The 23,595-nt window shown below is 68.2% G+C and carries 25 protein-coding genes; 13 read left to right on the top strand and 12 right to left on the bottom strand.

Features of this window, described 5'->3' with window-relative positions; all coding sequences use genetic code 11:
• The first annotated feature begins 2 nt into the window (after positions 1-2).
• The 6 genes from C6A86_RS06895 to whiB1 all read left to right on the top strand — a co-directional run bounded on the left by C6A86_RS06895 (position 3) and on the right by whiB1 (position 5,846).
• Positions 3-2,327 (top strand): CoA transferase, encoded by a 2,325-nt coding sequence (locus tag C6A86_RS06895; protein WP_105365561.1) that lies wholly within the window; start codon positions 3-5, stop codon positions 2,325-2,327.
• A 72-nt stretch (positions 2,328-2,399) separates the two neighbouring features.
• Entirely contained in the window at positions 2,400-3,329 is a 930-nt protein-coding gene (locus tag C6A86_RS06890; protein WP_105365560.1) for a LysR family transcriptional regulator, read from the top strand.
• Positions 3,316-3,720, top strand: a complete 405-nt coding sequence (locus C6A86_RS06885; RefSeq protein ID WP_105365559.1) for a YchJ family protein — start codon at positions 3,316-3,318, stop codon at positions 3,718-3,720. The genes C6A86_RS06890 and C6A86_RS06885 overlap by 14 nt, the downstream gene beginning before the upstream one ends.
• 9 nt (positions 3,721-3,729) lie before the next feature.
• Positions 3,730-4,242: a M15 family metallopeptidase gene (locus tag C6A86_RS06880; protein ID WP_105365558.1), complete on the top strand. Its 513-nt coding sequence runs from the start codon at positions 3,730-3,732 to the stop codon at positions 4,240-4,242.
• Positions 4,243-4,387: 145 nt separating this feature from the next.
• Positions 4,388-5,335 carry a diacylglycerol kinase family protein gene (locus tag C6A86_RS06875; RefSeq protein ID WP_105365557.1) on the top strand — a complete coding sequence of 316 codons (948 nt, stop codon included), beginning with the start codon at positions 4,388-4,390 and terminating at the stop codon, positions 5,333-5,335.
• Between the two features lie 256 nt (positions 5,336-5,591).
• Positions 5,592-5,846 (top strand): transcriptional regulator WhiB1, encoded by a 255-nt coding sequence (whiB1, locus tag C6A86_RS06870; protein ID WP_029373613.1) that lies wholly within the window; start codon positions 5,592-5,594, stop codon positions 5,844-5,846.
• A 124-nt stretch (positions 5,847-5,970) separates the two neighbouring features.
• Here whiB1 and C6A86_RS06865 read toward each other — a convergent pair whose 3' ends face one another.
• Positions 5,971-7,467 (bottom strand): sensor histidine kinase, encoded by a 1,497-nt coding sequence (locus C6A86_RS06865; RefSeq protein WP_105365556.1) that lies wholly within the window; start codon positions 7,465-7,467, stop codon positions 5,971-5,973.
• 20 nt (positions 7,468-7,487) lie between these two features.
• Positions 7,488-7,703, bottom strand: a complete 216-nt coding sequence (locus tag C6A86_RS06860; RefSeq protein WP_057166796.1) for a biotin/lipoyl-binding carrier protein — start codon at positions 7,701-7,703, stop codon at positions 7,488-7,490.
• A gap of 158 nt (positions 7,704-7,861) precedes the next feature.
• Between C6A86_RS06860 and C6A86_RS29160 the strand changes: the two genes are divergently transcribed.
• The gene (locus C6A86_RS29160; protein WP_085976028.1) at positions 7,862-7,936 is read left to right on the top strand and encodes a 50S ribosomal protein bL37; all 75 of its coding nucleotides are present in this window, start codon (positions 7,862-7,864) and stop codon (positions 7,934-7,936) included.
• A gap of 96 nt (positions 7,937-8,032) precedes the next feature.
• Here the strand turns inward: C6A86_RS29160 and rsrA are convergent, their stop codons facing one another.
• Both rsrA and C6A86_RS06850 read right to left on the bottom strand, forming a co-directional pair.
• The gene (gene rsrA, locus C6A86_RS06855; protein ID WP_105365555.1) at positions 8,033-8,335 is read right to left on the bottom strand and encodes a mycothiol system anti-sigma-R factor; all 303 of its coding nucleotides are present in this window, start codon (positions 8,333-8,335) and stop codon (positions 8,033-8,035) included.
• Positions 8,332-8,964, bottom strand: coding sequence for a sigma-70 family RNA polymerase sigma factor (locus C6A86_RS06850; protein WP_199196374.1), 633 nt, complete (start codon positions 8,962-8,964; stop codon positions 8,332-8,334). Before C6A86_RS06850 ends, rsrA begins: the two co-directional genes overlap by 4 nt.
• 211 nt (positions 8,965-9,175) lie before the next feature.
• Here C6A86_RS06850 and C6A86_RS06845 point away from each other — a divergent pair, with 211 nt between their 5' ends.
• Together C6A86_RS06845 and C6A86_RS06840 are read left to right on the top strand one after the other, a co-directional pair.
• Entirely contained in the window at positions 9,176-9,667 is a 492-nt protein-coding gene (locus tag C6A86_RS06845; protein WP_233213192.1) for a YbaK/EbsC family protein, read from the top strand.
• Between the two features lie 10 nt (positions 9,668-9,677).
• Positions 9,678-10,529, top strand: a complete 852-nt coding sequence (locus C6A86_RS06840) for an NAD(P)-dependent oxidoreductase (RefSeq protein ID WP_105365552.1) — start codon at positions 9,678-9,680, stop codon at positions 10,527-10,529.
• 19 nt (positions 10,530-10,548) lie between these two features.
• Here C6A86_RS06840 and C6A86_RS06835 read toward each other — a convergent pair whose 3' ends face one another.
• Complete coding sequence (locus C6A86_RS06835; RefSeq protein WP_105365573.1) at positions 10,549-11,274, bottom strand: DUF2071 domain-containing protein; 726 nt, start codon at positions 11,272-11,274, stop codon at positions 10,549-10,551.
• Between the two features lie 27 nt (positions 11,275-11,301).
• Between C6A86_RS06835 and C6A86_RS06830 the strand changes: the two genes are divergently transcribed.
• A complete protein-coding gene (locus C6A86_RS06830; protein ID WP_105365551.1) occupies positions 11,302-12,066 on the top strand; it encodes a class I SAM-dependent methyltransferase in 765 nt (254 codons plus the stop codon).
• Here the strand turns inward: C6A86_RS06830 and C6A86_RS06825 are convergent, their stop codons facing one another.
• Positions 12,067-13,539, bottom strand: coding sequence for a methyltransferase (locus C6A86_RS06825; RefSeq protein WP_105365550.1), 1,473 nt, complete (start codon positions 13,537-13,539; stop codon positions 12,067-12,069). It abuts the gene before it with no gap.
• Positions 13,536-14,297, bottom strand: a complete 762-nt coding sequence (locus tag C6A86_RS06820) for an SOS response-associated peptidase (RefSeq protein ID WP_199196369.1) — start codon at positions 14,295-14,297, stop codon at positions 13,536-13,538. Before C6A86_RS06820 ends, C6A86_RS06825 begins: the two co-directional genes overlap by 4 nt.
• 10 nt (positions 14,298-14,307) lie before the next feature.
• Here C6A86_RS06820 and aroA point away from each other — a divergent pair, with 10 nt between their 5' ends.
• Both aroA and rsgA read left to right on the top strand, forming a co-directional pair.
• A complete protein-coding gene (gene aroA, locus C6A86_RS06815; protein ID WP_105365571.1) occupies positions 14,308-15,591 on the top strand; it encodes a 3-phosphoshikimate 1-carboxyvinyltransferase in 1,284 nt (427 codons plus the stop codon).
• The gene (rsgA, locus tag C6A86_RS06810) at positions 15,588-16,574 is read left to right on the top strand and encodes a ribosome small subunit-dependent GTPase A (protein WP_105365549.1); all 987 of its coding nucleotides are present in this window, start codon (positions 15,588-15,590) and stop codon (positions 16,572-16,574) included. The genes aroA and rsgA overlap by 4 nt, the downstream gene beginning before the upstream one ends.
• Before the next feature lie 70 nt (positions 16,575-16,644).
• On the opposite strand, the gene C6A86_RS06805 is transcribed toward rsgA, so the two are convergent.
• The 5 genes from C6A86_RS06805 to C6A86_RS06785 form a co-directional block, all read right to left on the bottom strand.
• Positions 16,645-17,892, bottom strand: a complete 1,248-nt coding sequence (locus C6A86_RS06805) for a fatty acid desaturase (RefSeq protein ID WP_105365548.1) — start codon at positions 17,890-17,892, stop codon at positions 16,645-16,647.
• A 68-nt stretch (positions 17,893-17,960) separates the two neighbouring features.
• Entirely contained in the window at positions 17,961-19,115 is a 1,155-nt protein-coding gene (locus tag C6A86_RS06800; RefSeq protein WP_105365547.1) for a ferredoxin reductase, read from the bottom strand.
• Positions 19,116-19,181: 66 nt separating this feature from the next.
• The gene (locus tag C6A86_RS06795; RefSeq protein WP_396835272.1) at positions 19,182-19,682 is read right to left on the bottom strand and encodes a DUF6912 family protein; all 501 of its coding nucleotides are present in this window, start codon (positions 19,680-19,682) and stop codon (positions 19,182-19,184) included.
• Between the two features lie 6 nt (positions 19,683-19,688).
• Positions 19,689-21,443 carry a BCCT family transporter gene (locus C6A86_RS06790; protein ID WP_105365545.1) on the bottom strand — a complete coding sequence of 585 codons (1,755 nt, stop codon included), beginning with the start codon at positions 21,441-21,443 and terminating at the stop codon, positions 19,689-19,691.
• A 53-nt stretch (positions 21,444-21,496) separates the two neighbouring features.
• Positions 21,497-22,906, bottom strand: a complete 1,410-nt coding sequence (locus tag C6A86_RS06785; RefSeq protein WP_105365544.1) for a wax ester/triacylglycerol synthase family O-acyltransferase — start codon at positions 22,904-22,906, stop codon at positions 21,497-21,499.
• A 169-nt stretch (positions 22,907-23,075) separates the two neighbouring features.
• On the opposite strand from C6A86_RS06785, the gene C6A86_RS06780 reads away from it, so the two are divergent.
• Positions 23,076-23,591 (top strand): Rv3235 family protein, encoded by a 516-nt coding sequence (locus tag C6A86_RS06780; RefSeq protein WP_233213191.1) that lies wholly within the window; start codon positions 23,076-23,078, stop codon positions 23,589-23,591.
• Positions 23,592-23,595: the final 4 nt, after the last annotated feature.

The raw sequence follows: 23,595 nt of genomic DNA, 5'->3' as shown, positions 1-23,595 counted from the left end.
CCATGCCCTATGACCCGCCACTGTCCGGCGTACGGGTCCTCGACCTGACCACCGGCCCGATGACAGCCGTCGGACGCCTGCTGGCCGATCTGGGCGCCCACGTCACTGTGGTTGCGCTGCAAGGTGTCAGCTCCCAGGACGAACCGCTGCCGCTGGACACGGCAATGAACCGGCACGGACTGGATGCGGTGACCGTGGCGGACCCCCACACCTGGACCCGCATGCTGGCCGACGCGGACATCCTCATCGAGAACACCGCGCCGGGCTCCGCCGCCGAAGGTGCACTGGCCGTCCGCGCGATCCGGACGGCGCACCCGACACTGGTGATCCTGTCCATCAGCGATTTCGGCCGCGACACCCGATTCCGGAACTGGCAGGCCACCACGCCGGTGCTGCACGCCCTGACCAGTGAGCTGTCCCGGTCCGGGATCCCCGGGCGCGCACCCCTGGTGCCGCCCGGGCGCCACCTGCCCTACCAGGTCGCCGCCGCGCAGGCGGCGGTGTTCACCGTCAGCGTGCTGCTGGACCGATTGCGGACCGGCGAAGGCGATCTCATCGACTTCTCGGTGCTCGACGGCGCCATGCAGACCCTCGATCCGCCGTACGGCACGGCCGGTACCGCCTCGGCCGGGGTGGCGCTGAGCGCGCAGAAGCGCAATTGGGCTGCCGAGCAGTTGCGGTACCCGATCATCGCGTGCCGCGACGGGCACGTGCGAATCTGCCTGTTGGCCAAAAGGCAGTGGGAGGGCATGTTCGAATGGTTGGGCCGCCCAGCCGAATTCGCCGACCCGAAGTACTACAGCCTGCGAGAGCGCCTCACCTCGGTCGAGTTGCTGGGCGCGATCGGGCGATTCTGCGCCGACAAGACGCGCGCCGAACTGGAGGAGCAGGGCCAACGCCACCGGGTGCCGACCGCGGCAGTGCTGTCCCTCGCCGAGGCGCTGCGCAGCGAACACGTCAGAGAGCGCGGCTTCTTCCGCGACGTCGAGCTCAGCACGGGCGTGACGGCACCGGTTCCGGTGGGCATCGTCGAGATCGACGGGCACCGGGCCAGCACGCTCAACTCCCCCAGCAGGCCGGGCGCCCGGCTCGCGGGTGCACCCATCCTGGGCGGGCGAACGCGCCGCGACGAAGGCCTGCCACTGGAGGGTCTGCGGGTGCTGGATCTCGGGGTCATCGTGGTGGGCAGCGATACCGGCCGGCTGTTCGGTGACCTCGGCGCCGACGTCGTCAAGATCGAGAACTCGGCGTTCCCGGACGGACTGCGCGGCAACCTTGCGTCGATATCGCACACCTATGCCGCCGGGCACCGCAACAAGAAGTCGATCAGCATCGACCTGCGCATCCCGGAAGGCCAGGCGCTGGCGCACCGGCTCGTCGAGTCCGCCGACGTGGTGCTGACCAACTTCAAACCCGGTGTCGCCGCCACCCTGGGAATGGACCACGACACGCTGCACCGAATCAACCCGGGCATCGTCGTCGTGGACAGTTCGGCGTTCGGCCCGACGGGGCCGTGGGCGAACCGGCTCGGCTACGGCCCGCTGGTCCGGGCCGCCGCGGGGTTCACCGACCAGTGGGCCTACCCGGACGAACGGGATCATTCCCCGTCGCTTCGCTCGCCCCAGGACGATTCCCCGTCGCTTCGCTCGCCCCAGCCTGCCTTCTGCGATGCCGTCACCGTCTACCCCGATCATGTCGCCGCGCGGATCGGCGCGCTCGCCGCGCTGGCCCTGCTGCTGCGCCGGGAGCGCACCGGGGCCGGCGGAGCCGCCAGCGTCGCCCAGTCCGAGGTGATGATCAGCCATCTGGCCGCCGAGATCGCCGGCAAGGTGCTCGGCCTCCCCGAGCAGCCGCCCGCGCATCCGTGGGGCCTGTTCCCCGCCCGCGGCGTCGACGCCTGGGTCGCGGTGACCGTCCGCGACGATGCCGACCACCGGGCCCTGCGCACCGTGATCGGCGAGCGCCCGCTGGCCGAATGGACCGCCGAGCACAGCGCAGGCGAGGCCATGGAACTGCTCCAGACCGCGGGAGTGCCCGCCGGCGCCGTCCTGCACGCCGCCGATGTGCCCGGCTGGGCCTACTACATCGACCGGCGCGCGTTCCGGGAGGAGTTGCATCCGCACGGCCGGGAGCCCTACATCCTGGAGAACGCCCAGATCCACTCCGACCGCATCGCGGACCCGCCACTGGGGCAGGCCCCGCTGCTGGGTGAGCAGACCCGCGAGCTGGCCGCCGAGCTGCTGGGACTGAGCCAGGACGAGATCGACGATCTGATGGCCCGCGGAGTCCTGGAGTCGGTGGCCGAGGTGGCCACACCGCCTCGCTGACCCGGCGCCCGCGCCCCAGGCTTAAGATCGCCGGAGCCAACATCAGCCTCGACCTGTTTCGGACGTGCCCGCATGCAAGTGGACTTCACCAGGCTCCGCTATTTCGTCGCAGTCGCCGAGGAACTGCACTTCAAACGTGCCGCCGACCGGCTGATGATCACCCCACCGCCGTTGAGCAAGCAGATAAAGCTGCTGGAGAACGAACTCGGCGGTCAACTGTTCGAACGCGACTACCACAACGTGCGGCTCACCCCGCTGGGCGAGAGGCTGCTGGGCCCGGCCCGCGACATCCTCGACCGGGTCGACGACCTCAAGGCCCTGGCATCGCGAATCACCAACGGCGCCAAGCCGGTCCGGATCGGCGCCACCGCATACGCACCATCGGACTTCCTGGCGCGACTGGAGACGACGGTCGCCGCGCTGAGGTCCCCGGCCGAGTTCAGTGTGCCCGGATCGGCGGCGGAGGTCATCGCCAAACTCGTGTCCGGGCACCTCGATCTGGGCCTGATCCACCTGCCGCACTCCGACAAGCGATTACGCCACCGGGTGGTGGCCAGTTACCCGGGCGCGATCGCCGTTCGCTTCGATGATCCGCTGGCCGCCGGCGACAGCGTGACCATCGAGGCACTGCGTGACCGTGACGTGGTGATCGACTTCGCCCGACCGAACCCGGTGGTGCTCGCCGGGCTGACCCGCGGCCTTCAGGCCCGCGGAGTACACCGAATCGTGCGGACCACCAATCAACTCGGCGGCGAGTTGGAGATGGCGACCCAGGTGTTCAACCGTCATCTCGTCGCGATGGTGACCTACGCGCCGGCCTCGGCCATCGGCCGGATCTTCTCACCCCCGGAGTTCAAACTGATCCCGATCGACGAAAGCACCTGGGCCCCGGTCCGAATCGCTCTGGCGTGGGTGCCGGACCGCCTGCACGACCCGGCACGGATCGAGGCCATGGTGGACGAGATCGCCTCTGCGGTAGGAATTTCAGATGTCCGAGGCTGATACCGGGCAGTGCCCCTGCGGATCCGGGCGGGCCTACCGCCATTGTTGCGGACCGCTGCACGACGGAACGGCGGCCGCCGCCACCGCCGAAGCGCTGATGCGTTCGCGATTCAGTGCTTTCGCGCGCGGTCGCGCCGACTACCTGCTGAGCAGCTGGCATCCCGGCACCCGGCCCGCGCGGCTGGAGCTCGACGGGCAGATCACATGGCGGCGGCTGCAGATCGTGGACACCGAGTCCGGGGGCGCCGACGACGATACCGGGATCGTCGAATTCCGCGCCCAGTACCTACAGCACGGAAAACGGCACATCCTGCACGAACGCAGCCGCTGCAGCCGGGCCCGCGACGGTACCTGGCGTTACGTGGACGGGGATTTCGGCGACGGCCGGTAAACTGGCCTGATGCGTTTCGTGCTGACCGTGGCGACCATGGCCGTCGCCGCCGTGCTGTCGGCGCCGCTGTCCCATGCCGACCCGGCCGGTGAGACCGCGCCGGACAGCGCGCCGCTGACCGCCTTCGATGTGGCGGACCCGGCGATCGGACGGCTGGACCCGACCCTGCTGGCGGCGGTGCAGAACGCCACCTCCGCCGCGGCGGCCGAGGGTGTCACCGTGACGGTGACCTCGGGGTGGCGCTCCCCGGAGTTCCAGCAGCAGCTGCTCGACGACGCCATCGTGACCTACGGCAGTTACGCCGCGGCCCGACAGTACGTCCAGACTCCCGAGCAGTCGCGGCATGTGGTGGGTGCGGCCGTGGACATCGGCGGCCCGGGCGCCGACCAGTGGATGATCACCAACGGACCGCGGTTCGGGCTGTGCCAGATCTACGCCAACGAGACATGGCATTTCGAGCTCACCACCGATCTGTTCGGCGCCTGCCCGGCGCTGTTGCCCGACGCCGCCGGCGCGCACTGACCACGGTCATCGCAACGGGCTTGAACCCCAACGCGATCGGGGACCCCGATGTTCACCCGACGATCATCGAGCATGCCCCGACCGCTCACCCGGTGTTGTGTGCGGCGATTCGCCACCGGCGGATTCGCGGTTAGGCTGGTTCCCCGTGCGTGCCGTGCTGATCGTGAACCCGAACGCGACATCGACGACCCCGGCGGGACGTGACCTGCTGGCTCACGCGCTGGAGAGCCGCGTCGACCTGACCGTGATCCACACCGATCACCGGGGCCATGCCATCGAGATCGGCCATCAGGCCACCCGGGACGGGATCGACGTGCTGATCGTGCACGGCGGTGACGGCACGGTGAACGAAGTGGTCAACGGCGTACTGCAGGAACCCTCCGAACGCGCGCCCGCCGTCGGCGTGGTACCGGGCGGCTCGGCCAACGTCTTCGCCCGCTCGCTGGGAATCAGCCCGGACCCGGTCGTGGCGACCAACCAGCTCGTCGACCTCCTCGGCGATTACCGCCGCGGGGTGCCGTGGCGCCGCATCGGCCTGATGGACTGCGGCGAGCGGTGGGGCGTGTTCACCGCAGGCATGGGCGTCGACGGTGCCGTGGTGGCCGCCGTGGAGGCTCAGCGCGCCAAGGGCCGAACCGTCACCGCATCGCGGTACATCCGGGTGGCCATTCGCGAAATGCTGGCCAGCGCCCGCAGAGAGCCCCTCCTGACCGTGGAACTGCCCGGACGCGAACCGACATCGGGCGTCCATTTCGCGTTCGTCTCCAATTCCAGTCCGTGGACGTACGCGAATGCCCGCCCGGTGTGGACGAACCCCGATACGACCTTCGAGACCGGACTCGGGGTGTTCGCCATCACGAACATGAACGTCTGGCGCAATCTCGGCCTGGTGCGCCGGATGTTGTCGTCTACACCGGATATCACCGCGCCCCATCTGATCCGGGAAGACGATCTGCCGTGGCTGCGCGTGACCAGCGACACACCGGTGGCATGCCAGATCGACGGCGACTACATCGGGTTGCGTGATGCGATGACTTTCACGTCGGTTCCGGACGCGCTGTGCGTACTGGCGCCGTCTACCGAAACTTCGTGACCTGCGAATTTGCTGTGAGCAGCGTAGATTTAGAGCGCAAGTGAGTTGAGTGTAGTACAAACGGGTGAGCGGTCCGGTAACCCGGTACCGCAGTGACATTGCCCACGTGTTAACGCACTTCTATTGACATCTGTTCAGCCTGTGAAAGCATTGGATGCAACAGCGCAGAAACATTTGATGCATGCGCGTTAACAGCCGAAAAAACTCAGGGTGTCTTTGTAGCGCCACTGTAACGACGTGACTAGGAGATAGAAGCATGGATTGGCGTCACAAGGCGGTCTGTCGCGACGAGGATCCGGAACTGTTCTTCCCGGTGGGAAACAGCGGCCCGGCACTCGCCCAGATCGCTGATGCGAAGCTCGTCTGCAACCGTTGCCCGGTAACCACCGAGTGCCTGAGTTGGGCGCTTGAGTCCGGCCAGGATGCCGGCGTATGGGGCGGCATGAGCGAAGACGAGCGTCGCGCCCTCAAGCGTCGCAACGCGCGGACCAAGGCACGCACCAGCGTCTAGGCCCACCCGCAAGACTTCGACTGCGGCCCCGACAGTGAATGTCGGGGCCGCAGTCTTTTTCGTGCGAGTTCGACTGTGAGCCATCAGACATTGTGCGCCACATCACATTTCGCTGTGCTGCCGGCTAGATAGCGGCCCTGCGGTGACGGCCGATCGGCACCCGCAACACCACGTCGGTGCCACCGGAGTCCACATCGTGCATACCCAGCGAGCCATCGAGTTCCGCCGAGACCAGCGTGCGCACGATCTGCAGACCGAGCCGGTCGGACTTCTCCAGGCTGAACCCCTCCGGCAGTCCGCGGCCGTCGTCATGGACGACGACGTCGAGCCAGCGCGCCGAACGCTCGGCCCGGATGGTCACCGATCCCTTCTTCACGTCGCCGTCGAAGGCGTGCTCGAGTGCGTTCTGCACCAGTTCGGTGATCACCATGATCAGCGCGGTGGCCCGGTCGGCGTCGAGCACGCCGAGATCACCGTCGCGGGTGATCCGGATCGGGGTGTCCACCGAGGCGACATCGTTCATGATCGGCAGGATGCGGTCCACCACCTGGTCGAGGTTGACCTCTTCGTCCACCGACATCGACAACGCATCGTGCACCAGCGCGATGGAGGACACCCGCCGGACCGACTCGATGAGGGCCTCCCGTCCCTCGGCGTTGTTGGTCCGCCGGGCCTGCAGGCGCAGCAGCGCGGCGACCGTCTGCAGGTTGTTTTTCACCCGGTGGTGGATCTCGCGGATCGTCGCGTCTTTGGACAGCAGCGCGCGATCGCGCCGTTTGACCTCGGTGACGTCGCGGATCAGCACCGCGGCGCCGACGGCCGCACCGCCCACCTGCAGCGGGATGGTCCGCAACAGCACCGCCGCCCCGCCGGCGTCGACCTCCATGCGCATGCTCGATCCGCCGGCCAGCGAGTCGCGCACGTGTGCGGCGAGTTCCTGGGCCTCGAAGGGATCGGAGATCAGCGGCCGGGTGACCGCGACGAGGTTGTGCCCTTCGAGTTCGGCCGCGAAGCCCATCCGGTGATACGCCGAGATGGCGTTGGGGCTCGCGAAAGCGACCTCACCGGCCACCCCCAGCCGGATGAAACCGTCGCCGACGCGCGGACTGGACCGCGACATCGGCAGGTCCCCGACGTTCGGGAAGGTGCCGTCGCTGAGCATGTGCAGCAGGTCGGCGGCGCAGTCCAGATAGGCGCGTTCCAGCGGGCTGGACGTCCGGCCCTCGGCCAGTGCGGTCTGATGGGTGATCACCGCGACGACGCGGTCGGCGTGCCGAACCGGGACCGCCTCCACATTCCGCCATTGGCCGTCGCCGCGCGGCTGGCTGACATCGCTTTCCCGGCCGATCGCACCGGAGTTGAACGCCGCGCGCACCACCGGCATCTCCGCGGCGGCCGTGGCGGTACCGACGGCATCGGCCAGCAGCACCGTGGAGGCGGTGTTGGGGCGCACCTGCGCCACACAGACCAGCACGTCGTCGTCGCTGCGGACCCACATCAGGTAGTCGGCGAAGGACAGGTCGGCCAGCAGTTGCCATTCGCCGACCACGGCGTGCAGATGGTCGACGGCGTTACCGGGAAGGACGGTGTGCTCGGCGAGCAGGTCGCCGAGAGTCGACATGAGCCGTTACCGCAGACGGGCTAGCTGATCACCGCGATGAGGTCACCGGCCTGGATGACGTCACCCACCGACACGCTCACCTCGGTGATGGTGCCCGCGACCTCCGCCAGCACCGGGATCTCCATCTTCATGGACTCCAGCAGCACCAGGGTGTCGCCCGCACCGATCTGGTCGCCCTTCTGCACAACGACCTCCAGCACGCTGGCCACGATCTCTGCGCGAACATCCTCGGCCATCTTCACCCCACTCATTTCGCCTTGGCCGGCTGCTGATCCGCCTGCCGGCCTATATCGAACCACAACACCGAAAGGCCCATCGAAGACCACGCGGGAAAAGCAGTCCCTCCGGCATGAGATACTGGTGCCCAAGTATTCATTTGATCCGGAGGTTCACCATGGCCAAGCGAGGCCGCAAGAAGCGCGACCGCAAGCACTCGAAGGCCAACCACGGCCGTCGCCCCAACGCCTGACGCGTTGTCGTAGCCGCCATCGGGGCAGCACACAACAAACCGCCCGAGCTCTCTTCCAGAGAGCCGGGCGGTTGTTTTGTGCGCCGGTACGGGCGCTCAGCCCCGAATGATGGTGGTCCGGCTGATCTCGATCTGCAGCCGGGCCCGCAGACCCTCGGGCGCCTTCTCACCGCGGCACTTGCTGGCGATCAGGTTCTTCACCCGCTCCTCCACGCCGTAATGGCGCAAGCAGGTCGGGCATTCCTCGAGGTGCTGCTTGAGCTTGTCCCGGCTCTCGTCGGTGCACTCACCGTCGAGCAGCGTCCACACCTCGGCGATCACCGCGGCGCATTCGGGGTGCTCGGGATCGACTGGGCCGACCGGCGGCGACCAGCGCTCATCCTCGTGGGACTGGGTCATGACGAAACCTCCTCGGGCGCACCGAGCTGTGGGTCTCGGATGAAGCCGCGGTCCCTGGCCACATCGGCCAGCAGCTCCCGCAATTGTTTTCTACCGCGATGCAACCGCGACATCACGGTGCCGATCGGCGTGTCCATGATCTCGGCAATCTCCTTGTACGGGAATCCCTCGACGTCGGCGTAGTACACCGCCATGCGGAACTCCTCGGGCAGGGCCTGCAGCGCTGCCTTGATCTCGGTGTCGGGCAGCGCCTCCAGCGCTTCCACCTCGGCCGAACGCAGACCGGTCGAGGTGTGCTGCGCGTTGGCCGCCAGCTGCCAGTCGGTGATCTCGTCGGTCGGGTACTCGGCGGGTTGGCGCTGCTTCTTGCGGTAGCTGTTGATGTAGGTGTTGGTCAGGATGCGGTACAGCCACGCCTTGAGATTCGTGCCCGCGCGGAAGGAGCGGAAGCCGGCGTAGGCCTTGACCATGGTTTCCTGCAGCAGATCCTCGGCATCTGCCGGGTTGCGGGTCATCCGCAGCGCGCCGCCGTAGAGCTGGTCGAGCAGCGGGATGGCATCGCGTTCGAACCGGGCGGTCAGCTCGGCATCTGTCTCTGCGGCCCGAGCCGCTTCGTCGATATCGGTCATCGCGGGAGACACCGTCCCTTCTGTTGCGGCATCACCGAACAGCTCCAGTGTGAACACCGGACGATCCAGGCAGGCCGTTGGCACCAAAATCCCCTATCTGACGATCCTAAAGGCAATGACCGACACCAACCGGGCTCAGGCGCCCGTTCACCGTCGATGCAAGCAACAACGGCGGCCCTGGCGGTCTACATTCCCGGACTACGCTGGCCCGGTGGCAGGAGCAGCAACCCCGGCGATCGCCGCCCTGCTGGACGACGGCGCCGACCACGAAATTCTGCGTTACCGGCACGATCCGCGCGCGGAGTCCTTCGGCGAGGAGGCGGTCGCCGAGCTGGCCGCCGCACATGGCCTCGCCCCCGAGCAGATCTTCAAGACGCTGATCCTGGCCGTCCCGGGCGGGCTGGCGGTGGCGGTCCTGCCCGTGCCCTCGAAACTGTCGCTGAAGGCCGCGGCCGCGGCGCTAGGCGTGCCGAAGGCCGCGATGGCCGAGCGGGCCGCGGCCGAACGTTCCACCGGTTACGTGCTCGGCGGGATCTCTCCGCTGGGCCAGCGCAAGGCATTACCGACGGTGATCGACTCCTCGGCGCTGCGGTGGGACCGGGTGCTGTGCAGCGCGGGTAAGCGCGGGTGGGACGTCGCACTCGCACCGGCCGATCTCGTAAGGCTTACCGTTGGTGTTACGGGGGATATTCGGGCCACGTAGGCTGGGGGCCATGTCGCTTCAGGGAAAGACCATGTTCATCTCCGGCGCCAGCCGGGGCATCGGCCTGGCCATCGCCAAGCGGGTGGCCGCCGACGGGGCCAACATCGCGATGCTGGCCAAGACCGCCGAACCGCACCCCAAACTGCCCGGCACCGTCTACACCGCGGCCCGCGAGATCGAGGAGGCCGGCGGTCAGGCGCTACCCATCGTCGGTGATGTGCGCGACCCCGATGGTGTGCAGGCCGCGGTTGCGGCGGCGGCCGAACAATTCGGCGGGATCGACATCTGCGTGAACAACGCCTCGGCCATCAACCTGTCCCCCATCCTGGACGTGCCGATGAAACGCTTCGACCTGATGAACGGCATCCAGGTGCGCGGCACGTACGCGGTCTCCCAGGCCTGTATCCCGCACATGATCGGTCGGGAGAATCCGCACATCCTGACGCTGTCCCCACCGATCCGGATGGAGCAGAAATGGCTGACCCCGACCGCCTACATGATGGCCAAGTACGGTATGACGTTGTGCGCGTTGGGGATCGCCGAAGAGATGCGCCAGCACGGGATCGCCTCCAATACCCTGTGGCCGCGCACCATGGTCGCGACAGCGGCGGTGCAGAACCTGCTCGGCGGCGACGAGTCGATGGCCCGTTCCCGCAAGCCCGAGGTGTACTCCGATGCCGCCTACGCCGTGCTGACCAGGCCGGCCCGCGAATACACCGGGAACACCCTGCTGTGCGAGGACGTGCTGCTGGAATCCGGAGTGACCGACCTGTCGGCCTACAACTGCACCCCCGGAGCACAGGATCTGGGCGTGGACTTCTGGGTCGATTCCGCCAACCCGCCCGGCTACACCGGGCCGTGAGGACGAGATAGCCCTGGCGTCAGGAACGCACCAGTGCGGGCCGGCCGAACCGGGCCGCCACCCCGGGTGAGAACATCGCGGGCAGCCGGGCCCCGGCCACCGCGGTACCGCTCGCAGTGACCAGATCGTCGCGCAGATCCTCGATCTCGGCCGCGTAGAGCGGCCATTCGGGATGATCGTTGGGCACCCACCAGGTGCGACCCGCCTTGCGCGTGTGTGCACCCCAGCGCGCGGTGAGCCACACCTGCAGCGGCGTCGGTTGCAGCGGCGCGCCGATGGTCACCTGCAGCGTGCTGCGCAATCCCCTTCGCGGCCAACGTCGTACGCTCGAATAGCAGATCCGGTTGCCGGAGCGGGTAACCCGCATCTTCGCCCAGGTGTAGGGCACCCCCAGCCCGATCCGGGTCAGCGGCACCACCGCCAGCCGCTCGGTCTCCAGGGACCGGAACAGCACACCGTGCCGGCCGGCGTCATCCACCGAATACAACCGGACGTTGGTCTCGGCGAAGGCGCCGAAGAACGGCAGCGGCACCCGGTCCGCCAGCGCGGTGCGGCGCATGACGAACGGGATGAGCCCGACATAGGTGAAACCGTCGTCGAAGACATCCGGTCGGGTGCCCTCCGGAAACAGGTGAGCGACGCTGTCCGGGCGCACCGGCCAGTGCACGAAAGTGAGATCGCCCCAGAATTGGCCGACCAGCACCGGCCGGGGCAGCGGCGGTGCGGTGACGGACAGAGCTACCACCACGTCATCGTGACATAGGCTGGCCGGGTGTCAATCTGGTCTGCGGGACGGTACGAGGCCGTCGCCCAACGCATCGCGCCCATCTCCGTCCGGCTGATCGAGACCGTCGACCGGTTGCGCCCGCTCGACGGTGCCGTCGTCGCCGATCTGGCCTGCGGTACCGGTAACGCCGCGTTGGCGGCCGTCGCGGCCGGCGCGCAGGTGACCGGGGTGGACCTGACGCCCGAACTGCTGGCCATCGCCGCCGACAAGGCCGGCGGCGAAGCGGTGCAGTGGGTCGCCGCCGACGCTGCCGCCACCGGATTGCCCGATGCGGGGTTCGACGCGGTGGTGTCCAACATGGGCATCATCTTCGTCGAACCGGTCAGCCAGGTCGCCGAGATCGCCAGGCTGCTGCGCCCGGGTGGTTTCCTCGGATTCTCCACCTGGGTGCGCGACACCGACAATCCGTTCTACAACCCGATCATCGACGTGCTGGGCCCGCCGCCGGCCGCGCAGTACTCACCGGACCAGTGGGGCGAGGCCGATATCGTCACCACCCGGCTGACCGACGACTTCGACGAGATCTTCATCGAAAACGGCAAGCACGCCTGGCAATTCGGGTCCGTGCAGGACGCCGTGGTCTTCGTCACCGACGAGTCCCCCATGCATGTGGACCTGTTCACCCGCTCCGACGAGGAAACCCGCGTCCGGCTGACCGAGGCGTTCACCGCGGCATTCGAGCGCTACGCCACCGCCGACGGGGTGACCTTCGATGCGTCCTATGCGGTGGTGGCGGCGCGGCGACGCTAGTCACTGCGCCTGATGCAGGATCCCGCGCCCGATCGCGTCGCGCACCTCCGGTAGCGCCGCCTCGGCGAGTGCGCCGGCATCCACCCCGTGGTGGGCGGCGAGCAGGGCGATGAGTGCGCTCAACGGCACCTCGCCCCGACAGCCCGCCAGCAGCGCGGTGAGCACCTCATCGACACCGATCACCGCGCCCGGCCCACCCGGGCGCCGCACCGCGGCGCCGACCTGCTGCCAGCCCTGCGGCCCCGGCAGGGACTGCTGCTCCAGGAAGACCGGCGCCGTGGACAACCGCGCTGCCAACAGAGCCTCGTCGCTGGTGTCGCGCAGATAGTCGCGGCGGGCGAAGAAGGCCTCCACCTCGATGCCGGTGACGAGTTCGTCCGCGCCGGTGATCTCTTCGAGGATCTGCTCGGGCGCCTCGCCGTCGCGGGGCCGGCGCAGGCAGATCAGTCCCATACCGATTCCGGTGACGCCCTGTTCGGTGAACCAGTCCAGCCAGGCGCCGCCGCGCCGCGCGGTCTGGTCCGGGCTCTCGCCGGCGTCGGCCAGCCACAGTGACACATAGCTCACCGGGTCGGCCAGCTCACGCTGCACCACCCAGGCGTGCAGGCCGGTGCCTGCCAGCCAGTCCCGCACACGGTCGCGCCAATCACCCTCGCGGACAATCCAGTTCGCCATGATCTGGGCTGTTCCGCCGGGAGCCAGGTGGTCGCCGACCTGCTCGATCATGGTGCGGCACAGGCCATCCCCGGCCACACCGGAATCCCGGTAGATATAGTCGCTGGCACCGGAGCCGACGACGAAGGGTGGATTGGACACGATCAGGTCGAAGCGCTCCCCCTCGACCGGCTCGAACAGGCTCCCGGAGCGCAGATCCCAGGACATCCCGTTGAGGCGTGCGGTGGCCGCCGCCAGCGTGAGCGCCCGCTCGTTGGTGTCGGTGCCGACGATCTCGTCGCAGTGTCCGGCCAGGTGCAGGGCCTGAATCCCGCACCCGGTGCCCAGATCCAGGGCCCGGCGCACCGGGGTGCGGATGACGGCGCGGGCCAACGACATCGATGCACCGCCGATACCGAGCACGTGGTCGCGCCGCAGCGGCCCGCCCCGCAGCGCGGCGTCCTGATCGGAGACCACCAGGAAGTCCCGGGCGCCGTCGGAGTGCGGTCGGATGTCGAGTGCCGCGCGCACGGTGCCGTCGGCCAGTTCCAGCACGCCACCGGCCACCAGCGCATCCAGCGGCACCCGCGTGAAGACCTCGTGCAACTGCCCGCGGGGCACCTGGGCGCCGAGCAGGAACAACCGCACCAGCATCGACAACGGGTCCGCCCCGGTCGCGCGGAGCGCCGGCCACCACACGCCCCGGCCCAGCGCCGCGTGGACGTCGGCGCCCAGCAGTTCGGCGACGCCGTCCACGGTGTACCCGACCGCCCGCAGATCGGCGCCGAGAGCGTCGAGCGCATGCGGGCCGAGGGTCAAAACAGGCCCGCTTCGGGCGTGACGGCCTCGATGAGTTCCGGGCCGTTGTTGCGGACGCTGTTCACCAGCCGCGACACCTCCCGGATCTCGATGCGGTCCAGATCGCCGTGCCCGCGCAGCAGGCCCGCGTCGACGGGGGCATCGGGATCCAGCCAGCGGTCCCAGTCCGAGGCGCTGATGGTCAGCGGCATCCGGTCGTGGATATCGGCCAGCTGCGCGGCGGAGTCGGTGGTGATGATGGTGCAACTCAGCAGCGGCGGCGCACCCTCCTCGCCACCCTTGGGCCGCCAGGTGGACCACAGGCCAGCCATGAACAGCGGTTCCCCGTCGCCGGCGAACATGTAGAACGGCGTCTTGGACGCCTTCTTGCCGTCGGCGGACGGGTTCGGCTTCCACTCGTACCAGCCGTCCATCGGAACCAGGCAGCGCTTGCTCTTGGCCGACCCGCGGAACGCCGGTGACGTGGTCAGCGTCTCGGAGCGCGCGTTGATCAGCAGCGGGCCCTTCTTGGTATCGGGGCCCCCGTCCTCGCCGGTCCTGGCCCACGGCGGGATCAGGCCCCAGCGCATGGATCGGAGCCTGCGCGTGGACTCGTCATCGGGTTGATCGTGCCGCTTGACCACGGTGCTGATGGTGGTGGTCGGGGCCACGTTGAAGTTGGGACCACCGTCTTTGGCGGCCTCGACGGTCTCGTCGAGTGCCTTGATCTTCTCCGCCAACAACGCCGGGTCGGTGGTCACCGCAAATCGCCCACACATACCAGGCAGGATAGAGGCCGTGAACAACTGGCCTGCACCGACGATGACCGGACCCGTGGACGCCACGGTGGCGGTCCCCGGGTCGAAATCGCTGACCAACCGCGCGCTGGTGCTGGCCGCGCTGGCCACCGCCCAGGGCGTGACCACCATCAGCGGCGCGTTGCGCAGCCGCGACACCGATCTGATGATCGATGCGGTCCGGGCGTTGGGGGTCACCGTCACCGGCGAGGGCACCGAGCTGACCGCAAGCGGCGCCGTCGCCCCGGCCGCAGGCACCCGCATCGACTGCGGACTTGCCGGCACCGTGCTGCGGTTCCTGCCCGCCGTCGCCGCCCTGAGCACCCAGACCGTGATCTTCGACGGGGACGAGCAGGCCCGGGCCCGCCCGATCGCGCCGCTGCTGGACGCGCTGCGCGGCCTCGGCGTTCGCATCGACGGTGCCGGATTGCCGTTCGAGGTGCGCGGTGCGGGTTCGGTGGCCGGTGGCGAGGTCCACATCGATGCATCGGCGTCTTCGCAGTTCGTCTCGGGACTGTTGCTGGCCGGCACCACCTTCCGTGACGGTCTGACCGTCGTGCACACCGGTGAGTCGGTGCCGTCTGCGCCGCACGTCGCGATGACGGTGTCGATGCTGCGCGGCGCGGGTGTCACCGTCGACGACGGCACGCCCAACCGCTGGCGGGTCGACCCGGGTGCTGTCGCCGCCCGGCACTGGGACATCGAGCCCGACCTGTCCAATGCGGTGCCGTTCCTGGCCGCCGCCGCCGTCACCGCGGGCACGGTGCGGATCAGCCGCTGGCCCGCGGACAGCATCCAGCCCTCGGACGCCATCCTGGATCTGCTGTCACGAGTGAATGTCGTTGCCCAGCAGGCCGATTCTTACTTACAGGCCCAAGGCGCACCGAGTTACGGGGCCATCGACATCGACCTGCACGATATCGGCGAGCTGGCCCCTGCGGTCGCGGCGCTGGCCGCGCTCGCCGCACCGGGATCGGTGTCCACCCTGCGCGGCATCGCGCACCTGCGCGGGCATGAAACCGATCGGCTGGCGGCGCTGAGCACCGAGATCAACGGCCTGGGCGGCAGGTGCGACGAGACGCCGGACGGTCTGCAAATCACCGCGACACCGCTGCACGGCGGTGTGTGGCGGTCCTACGCCGATCACCGGATGGCCACCGCCGGGGCGATCGTCGGACTGCGGGTTCCCGGCGTGCAGGTCGAGGACATCGCGACGACGTCCAAGACGCTGCCGGACTTCCCGGGGATGTGGGCCGACATGCTGGGCACGATTTGAGATCTCGCGAGTACGACGAGTCCGATGTCCGGGTCCGCCCGGGCAAGGGTTCGCGGCCGCGTACCAAGACCCGTCCCGACCACGCCGACGCCGAGGAGGCCATGGTCGTCACCGTCGACCGCGGCCGCTGGGGCTGTGCGCTGGGCGGGGACCCGAACCGGCACGTCACCACCATGCGCGCCCGAGAATTGGGCCGCACACCCATCGTCGTGGGCGACGAGGTGAGCATTGTCGGGGACCTGTCCGGCAAGCCGGACACCCTGGCCCGCATCGTGCGCCGCGGTGATCGCCGGACGGTGTTGCGCCGCACCGCCGATGACACCGACCCCGCCGAGCGGGTGGTGGTGGCCAATGCCGATCAGCTGCTGATCGTGGTGGCGCTGGCCGATCCGCCGCCGCGCACCGGGTTCGTCGAGCGAGCGTTGATCGCTGCCTATACCGGCGGGCTGGCACCGATCCTGTGCCTGACGAAATCCGACCTTGCCGATCCGGAACCGTTCGCGGCGCAGTTCGCCGATCTGGATCTGCAGGTGGTGACGGCCGGGCGCGACGATCCGCTCGACGTGGTGGCGCCGCTGCTGACCGGGAAAGTGACCGTCCTGCTGGGTCATTCCGGGGTGGGCAAGTCGACCCTGGTGAATCGTCTTGTGCCCGAGGCGGAACGGGCCACCGGGGACGTGTCCGGTGTCGGCAAGGGTAAGCACACCTCGAGTCAGTCGGTGGCACTGCCGCTGCGCGCATCCGGTTGGGTGATCGACACCCCGGGTATCCGCTCGTTCGGCCTGGCCCATGTGAGCGCCGATGACGTGGTGCAGGCCTTCTCCGACCTGGCCGAGGCGGTCGACGAATGTCCGCGCGGCTGTGGGCATCTGGGCGCGCCCGCCGACCCGGAGTGCGCGCTGGACGCGTTGACCGGGCCGGCCGCGGGCCGCGTCGCCGCGGCGCGGCTGCTGCTCGGCACCCTCAACGAGGCCGGCTACTGACCTCGCCGCGAGCACACGAAACGGCCCCAAAACCCGGGTGGGTTCTGGGGCCGTTCACGTGTTGAGAGAACTACGCGGCGATCTTGCCCTGCCGCCAGCCGCGCACCGTGGCGATCGCAGTCTTCAGACCACGGCGCTTACCGGTGGCGGGATCGGTGACACCGAAACCCTCCAGCTCATCGAACATCCGCTCGCTGCGCGTCTCGGGCGCGTTGTCGCGGGTGTCCTTGAGGAACCGGTCCGGCAGCGACAATTTGGCGATGGTGCGCCAGCTCTTGCCGTACTGCACGAGGAACGGCCCCGTGGTGTAGGGCAGGTCGTACTTGTCGCACAGCGCGCGCACCTTGACCGAGATCTCGCGGTACCGGTTGCTCGGCAGATCCGGGAACAGGTGGTGCTCGATCTGGTAGGACAGGTTGCCGCTCATGAAGTCCAGCACCCGGCCGCCACTGATATTGGCACTGCCCAGCATCTGGCGCAGATACCACTGGCCGCGGCTCTCGCCGACCATGTCGGTCTTGGTGAACTTCTCTGCACCATCGGGGAAATGCCCGCAGAAGATGATCGCGTTGGTCCAGATGTTGCGGATGATGTTGGCCACGATGTTGGCCTTCATCGTCGACTTGTAGGTGGCTCCCGGCGACAGCGAGGTCAGTGCGGGCCACACCACGTAGTCCTTGGCCACCTGGTGGCCGGCCTTGACGCCGAACTCCTTGACGCGCGCCATGGTCGCCTTGCGGTCATCGCGGCCCTTGAAGATCTTGCCGAGTTCCAGGTGCTGCAGACCGATACCCCACTCGAACAGCACCGCGAGCAAGGTGTTGTAGACCAGGTTTCCCAGGTTCATCGGCTTCCACCGCGCGTCGCGGGTGACGCGGATGACGCCGTAGCCCACATCGTCGTCCATGCCCAGGATGTTGGTGTACTTGTGGTGCATGAAGTTGTGCGTGAAACGCCAGTGCTTCGAAGCCCCGGTGGTATCCCACTCCCAGGTCGAGGAGTGGATCTCGGGATCGTTCATCCAATCCCACTGGCCGTGCATGACGTTGTGGCTGATCTCCATGTTCTCGATGATCTTGGCCACGCCCAGGGTCGACGCTCCCGCCCACCAGAAGGCCCGCTTGGAGCTTCCGGCGAGCAACAGGCGGCCGGTGATCTCCAGCGCACGCTGACCGGCGATCGCGCGGCGGATGTAGCGGGCATCGCTGGCGCCCCGCGAATCTTCGATGTCCTGTCGGATCGCGTCGAGCTCAGCACCCAGCGTTTCGATATCCGCATCGGTGAGATGCGTGAACGCCGGTACGTCGGTAATAGCCACTTTTCGGCCCTCCTTCCGTTCCTACGATACCGTAACCTACGCAACCGTAGGTTACCAGCCAGTAAAGTCTATGCGTCCAGCGTGCAGTCGCCGGACGCCGCGGAGACACAGGTCTGCACCCGGGTCCCCGGTTCGTGCTCCACTCCGGTCCGCAGGTCGCGCACGTGGCCCTCGACGAGACCCACGACGCACGACTGGCAGATGCCCATCCGGCAACCGAACGGCATCTGGATGCCCGCCCCCTCGCCGGCCTCCATCAAGGATGTCGCCGCGTCGGCCGCCACGCTCTTGCCGCTGCGCTCGAAGGTCACGGTGCCGCCGGTGCCGTGCGGTGCGGCGCGGGTGACCGCGAAGCGCTCCAGGTGCAGTTGCGTGGGCAGACCCGCCTCGGCCCAGACCCGCTCGGCGTCGTTGAGCATCGCCTCCGGACCGCACGCCCAGGCCTGACGGTCACGCCAATCCGGCACCACCTCGTCCAAGCGGGACAGATCGAGCCGACCCTGGGTCCGCGTGGTGCGCAGTTCCATCCGGTACCCCGGATGCGCGTCGTGCAGTTCCTGCAACTCGGCGGCGAACATGACATCGGACTCGGTCGGTGCGGAATGCACGTGCACGATGTCGGTGATCTGGTCGTGGCGCTGCAGGGTGCGCAGCATCGACATGACCGGGGTGATCCCCGAGCCCGCCGTCAGGAACAGCACCGAGGCCGGAGCCGGGTCGGGCATGACGAAGTTGCCCTGCGGTGCGGCCAGTCGCACGATCGTGCCGGGCTCCACGCCGCCGACCAGGTGAGTCGACAGGAAACCCTCCGGCATCGCCTTCACCGTGATGGTGATGGTGCGGGCGCCACGCCTGTTCTGTCCGCCGCGAAGGGGGGACGAGGTCAACGAATAGGAGCGCCAGCGCCAGCGGCCGTCGACCAGCAGACCGATCCCGACGTACTGCCCGGGCTCGTAGTCCAGCGAGAAGCCCCAGCCCGGCTTGATGACCAGCGTCGCCGAGTCCTCCGTCTCGCGGCGCACCTCGACGACCCGGCCGCGCAGTTCGCGTGCCGACCACAGCGGGTTGGCGAGCTTGAGATAGTCGTCCGGCAGCAGCGGAGTGGTGATCCGGCCGGCGATGGTGCGCAGTGCGTGCCATCCGCGGTGACGGTCTGCGCCCGCGATCTGGGGACGCACCGTGTCGGCTACTTTTGCCGAGACCTTGATTTCACTCTTCGCCACGCAACCTACGGTACCGTAACTTACGCACGCGTAGTGAATTTGTGCCCAGCTTGGATGCGATTTACGTCACAGCAGCTCGAGCAGAAAGGGCAACTCCTGCGGGGCGTACCAAGCCAGGTCATGATCCTGCGCATCACCCACAGCAAGCTCCGCGTCCTCATCTCCGAGGTCGGCTTCGTCGACCACCCCGACGGCGGTGAGCACCTCGGTCTCCGCCGCGGCATTGTCCACATAGGCGGCGATGACGTCCGCCAGCGGCACCGGACCGGCCAACCGCACCACCGCATCATCGAGGTCGGGCCGGGCCGTGGCCTCCGCGGCATCGACCACGAGCACCGCCCGCCGGGGCGGCAGGGTCGACTCCCCCTCCGCCGCCAGCAGGCGCAGCGATGCCAGCGCGGCCTCCCGCAGTGCCACCTCGGCCAGTTCGTCGTCGTCGCCCTCGGCGTAGGACTCACGCAGCGTCGGTGTGACCGCGAAGGCCGTGCCGCTGCGGGCATGGATCAACCCGTCGGCCACCAATTGCTGCAGCATCGTCAGGGTGGCCGGTATGTAGACACGCACCAGGCGAGGTTAGCCGCCGCCGCGTTCACCCGGCGCCACGGTCACCTCGGCATCCGGGGCGGCGTCGGGATCCTTCTCCACCGAGATGACGAAGTCGTCACCGTGCGCGGTGACACCGGCGATCACGGCCGAGTTCACCGCCTCCGCGGCGTACTGGCGGCGCACCATCATCGGGTCCTGGCGCAGATCCTTGACCAACGCCACGGCCAGCCCGATCATCACCAGGACGAAGGGCAGGGCCGCCACGATGGTGATGGTCTGCAGCCCGGTCAGCGCATCGGAGCCGCCGACCAGCAGCATCACCGCGGCGACGGCGCCGGTGGCAACACCCCAGAAGATGACGGTCTTGCGGTGCGGCTCGATGGTGCCGCGTTCGGACAGCGATCCCATCACGATGGACGCCGCGTCGGCGCCGGAGACGAAGAACACCGCGACCAGCAACATCACCACCACGGTCGACACGGTGGCCAGCGGGTACTCCCCGAGCAGGCCGAACAGCTGGCCCTCGACGGTGCCCTCCCCGGCCAGATCGGCGCCTTCCTGCTGGGCCTTCATCGCCGCGCCGCCGAACACGCAGAACCAGACCAGCGACACCAGGCTGGGCACCAGCAGCACCCCGGTGACGAACTGCCTGATGGTGCGCCCGCGCGAGATCCGCGCGATGAACATGCCGACGAACGGCGTCCAGGAAATCCACCAGGCCCAGTAGAAGACGGTCCACGACCCCAGCCAGGCTTCGGTCTCGGCACCCTCGGCGCCGGTACGGGCCGACATCATCGCCAAGTCCTGGAAGTAGCTGCCGATCGAGGTCGGGATCAGGTTCAGGATGAAAACCGTTGGCCCGACGATGAATACGAAGGACGCCAGCAGCAGGGCCAGCACCATGTTGAAGTTGGACAGCCATTGGATGCCGCGCGCGACACCGGATACCGCGGACAGCACGAATGCACAGGTGAGCACCGCGATGATGCCGATCAGGACCGCGTTGCCGGCCTCTCCGATACCGCCGACAATCTGCAGGCCGCTGCGAATCTGCAACGCGCCCAACCCCAGTGACGCCGCCGACCCGAACAGTGTGGCGAAGATCGCCAACATGTCGATGACCTTGCCCCAGCCGCCGTGCGCGCGATCACCGATCAGCGGTTCGAAGGCCGCGCTGATCAACTGGAACCGACCCTTGCGGTACACGCCGTAGGCGATGGCCAGGCCGACCACTGCGTAGATCGCCCACGGATGCAGGGTCCAGTGATAGAGCGTGGTGGCCATCGCATTCTGGACGGCCTCGGGATTTCCTTCCGCGCCGGTACCCGGCGGAGGCGACACCAGATGCGAGAGTGGCTCGGACACACCGAAGAACATCAAACCGATCCCCATGCCGGCGCTGAACATCATGGCGATCCAGGACACCGTGCGGAACTCGGGTTCCTCGTCATCGCGGCCGAGCGGGATGTTGCCGAACCTGCCGAGCGCGATCCACAGCACGAACAGCACGAAGGCCGACGCCATCAGGGTGAACAACCACCCGGTGTTCGTCATGACCCAGCCGAGGGCGTCACCGGATGCGGCGGCCAGCGATGCGGTGTCGACGAATCCCCAGACCAGGAATCCGACCGCGATGGCGGCCGTGACACCGAAGACGACGAGGTCCAACCGGCCCTCTTTGACCAGTGCCTCTTCATCTATCGGCACGTCGAGCACCGGGTGCGGAATGACGTCCAATTGGGGCTTGGCAGCGGATTCTTCGCTAGGCGAATTGATAGACATGGTCGATCCATCACATCGCGATCGGCGGATCGAGTCAACTTCCGCCCCGGGTGTCAGCGCGTCGATTCCAGCAATTCGTCCAGCGACTCGCGCAGCAACGCCGGCAGCACGTCCACGTCACTCATGGCGTCCCGGTCGGCGTTGATCCCGAAGTACAACATGCCGTTATACGAGGTCACCGCTATCGCGAGTACCTGGTTGGTGAGCAGCGGCGGCACCGCGTAGGACTCCAGCAGCTTGGTGCCGGCAATGTACATCTGCTTCTGCGCACCGGGCACATTGGTGATCAGCAAATTGAACTGGCGCGCCGAGAAGCTCGTCGCTACCCGGATGCCCATCGCGTGCAGAGTCGGGGGCGCGAATCCGGACAGCGTCACAATGGTGCGGGCGTCGACCAAACTCGCAGCGGTGGAATGCGATTCGGTGGCATGCGCAATCTGGGACAGTCGCACCACCGCGTTTCCCTCCCCGATCGGCAGATCGACCAGAAACGGCGAGACCTCACTGATGGCCTGACCCGGTCCGGCCGAATCGATCTCGGCATCGGGATACACCGAATTCGGCGCCATCGCGCGCACCGTCGATGTCGCGGTCACCGGCTCACCGCGGGACAGCAGCCAGTTGCGCAGCGCGCCGGCCACCACGGCCAACACGACATCGTTGACGTCGCACTCGTAGCGTGCCCGCAGCGCGCGGTAGTCCTCGAGCGGATGTGCGGCCACCGTGAACCGCCGGTTGCGCGACACCGTGGTGTTCAGCGGGCTGCTCGGGGCGGTCCCGCGGGCCACCGTGCGCGCCACATCCGCGATGCGGCGCCCCGCGTCGACGAGCGCTCCGGCATTGGTGGCCATCTCCTGCACCGCCGAGCGCGCCGCGGCGACCTGCGCGGTGGGCCGGGTGACCCACTCCCCGAGAGCCGCGACGAACAGTTGCCTGTCGCTGGGTTCGCGGGCGGGGATCCAGATGTCCTCGCCGAACTCCGGCGCCCTCTGGGTGCGGTCGGCGATGACGTGCCCGATCTCCAGCGCCGACATGCCGTTGACGAGCGCCTGATGCGACTTGGTGTAGATGGCGACCCGGTTGCGGGCAAGGCCTTCGACGATGTACATCTCCCAGAGCGGACGGGACTTGTCCATCGGCCGGGAGCCGATCCGGGCGATCAGATCATGCAGTTGCGCATCGCTTCCCGGTGAGGGCAGCGCCGAGCGCCGGACGTGATAGGTGATGTCGAAATCGGTGTCGTCGACCCAGACCGGCCGGGCCAGCCCCAGGCTGACCTCGCGAACCTTCTGCCGGTACCGCGGAATTTGCGGCAGCCGCTGCTCGACGGTGGCCAGTACGGATTCATAGCTCAGTCCGCCGCGCGGCTTGCGCACGATGGACAGCGACCCGACATACATCGGGGTCGAACTGTTCTCCAAGCGATAGAACGCCGAATCGGATGCCGACAACCTCGTCACCATCGCGACAGCGTCCTCCCCTCACCCGGTGCTGATTCCCCGTCACCGTATCGGTCATCGTCGGCTGTGCGCATCATGGGTGCACGGAAGCCCCGCCAACACATGCGATCATCGATATGACTGTGCCTCTCCAGCAGCCGTCCCGTCCGTTTCCGTGCCCGCTGGAGAGCCCGTGACTCACGTATCCCATCCCGAACCGCCGCACCCCACCGCCGCTACGCATTCCGCGATGACCTCGCCGATCATCGACTGCGAACCGCCGGTGCGCGGTGCCGGACGCCCGGCGCCGCATCCGCCGACGCTGCGTCCGCGCCCGCCCCGGCAGCCCCGCCTGCCCGCGGTCGTCGGCGAGGTTCCGGCGCCCCCGGCGGCGGTGATGTTCGCCGACGCCACCCTGCGGCGGGTGTTGGAGGTGGTGGACCGTCGGCGCCCGGTGACCCAGTTACGCGGATTGCTGGCACCGCAGCTGATCGACATCACGCAAACGCTGGCGCGGGTTCCCCAGGCCGGCGGCGCGGCGGTGCTGCGCCGGATCCGGCTGCGCAGCACCGCTGCGGACGCGGACGCCCAGGTGGACGCCGCCGAGGTGTTCGCCACCTACACCCGCGGGCCCAGGGTGCGGGCCATCGCCGCCCGCGTCGAACTCGTCGCGGGACGGTGGCAGGTGGTGGCGCTACAGATCGGCTGACGCG

The sequence above is a fragment of the Mycobacterium sp. ITM-2016-00316 genome (assembly GCF_002968335.2).
Taxonomy (GTDB): domain Bacteria; phylum Actinomycetota; class Actinomycetes; order Mycobacteriales; family Mycobacteriaceae; genus Mycobacterium.
This window is presented reverse-complemented; position numbering and strand designations above follow the sequence as displayed.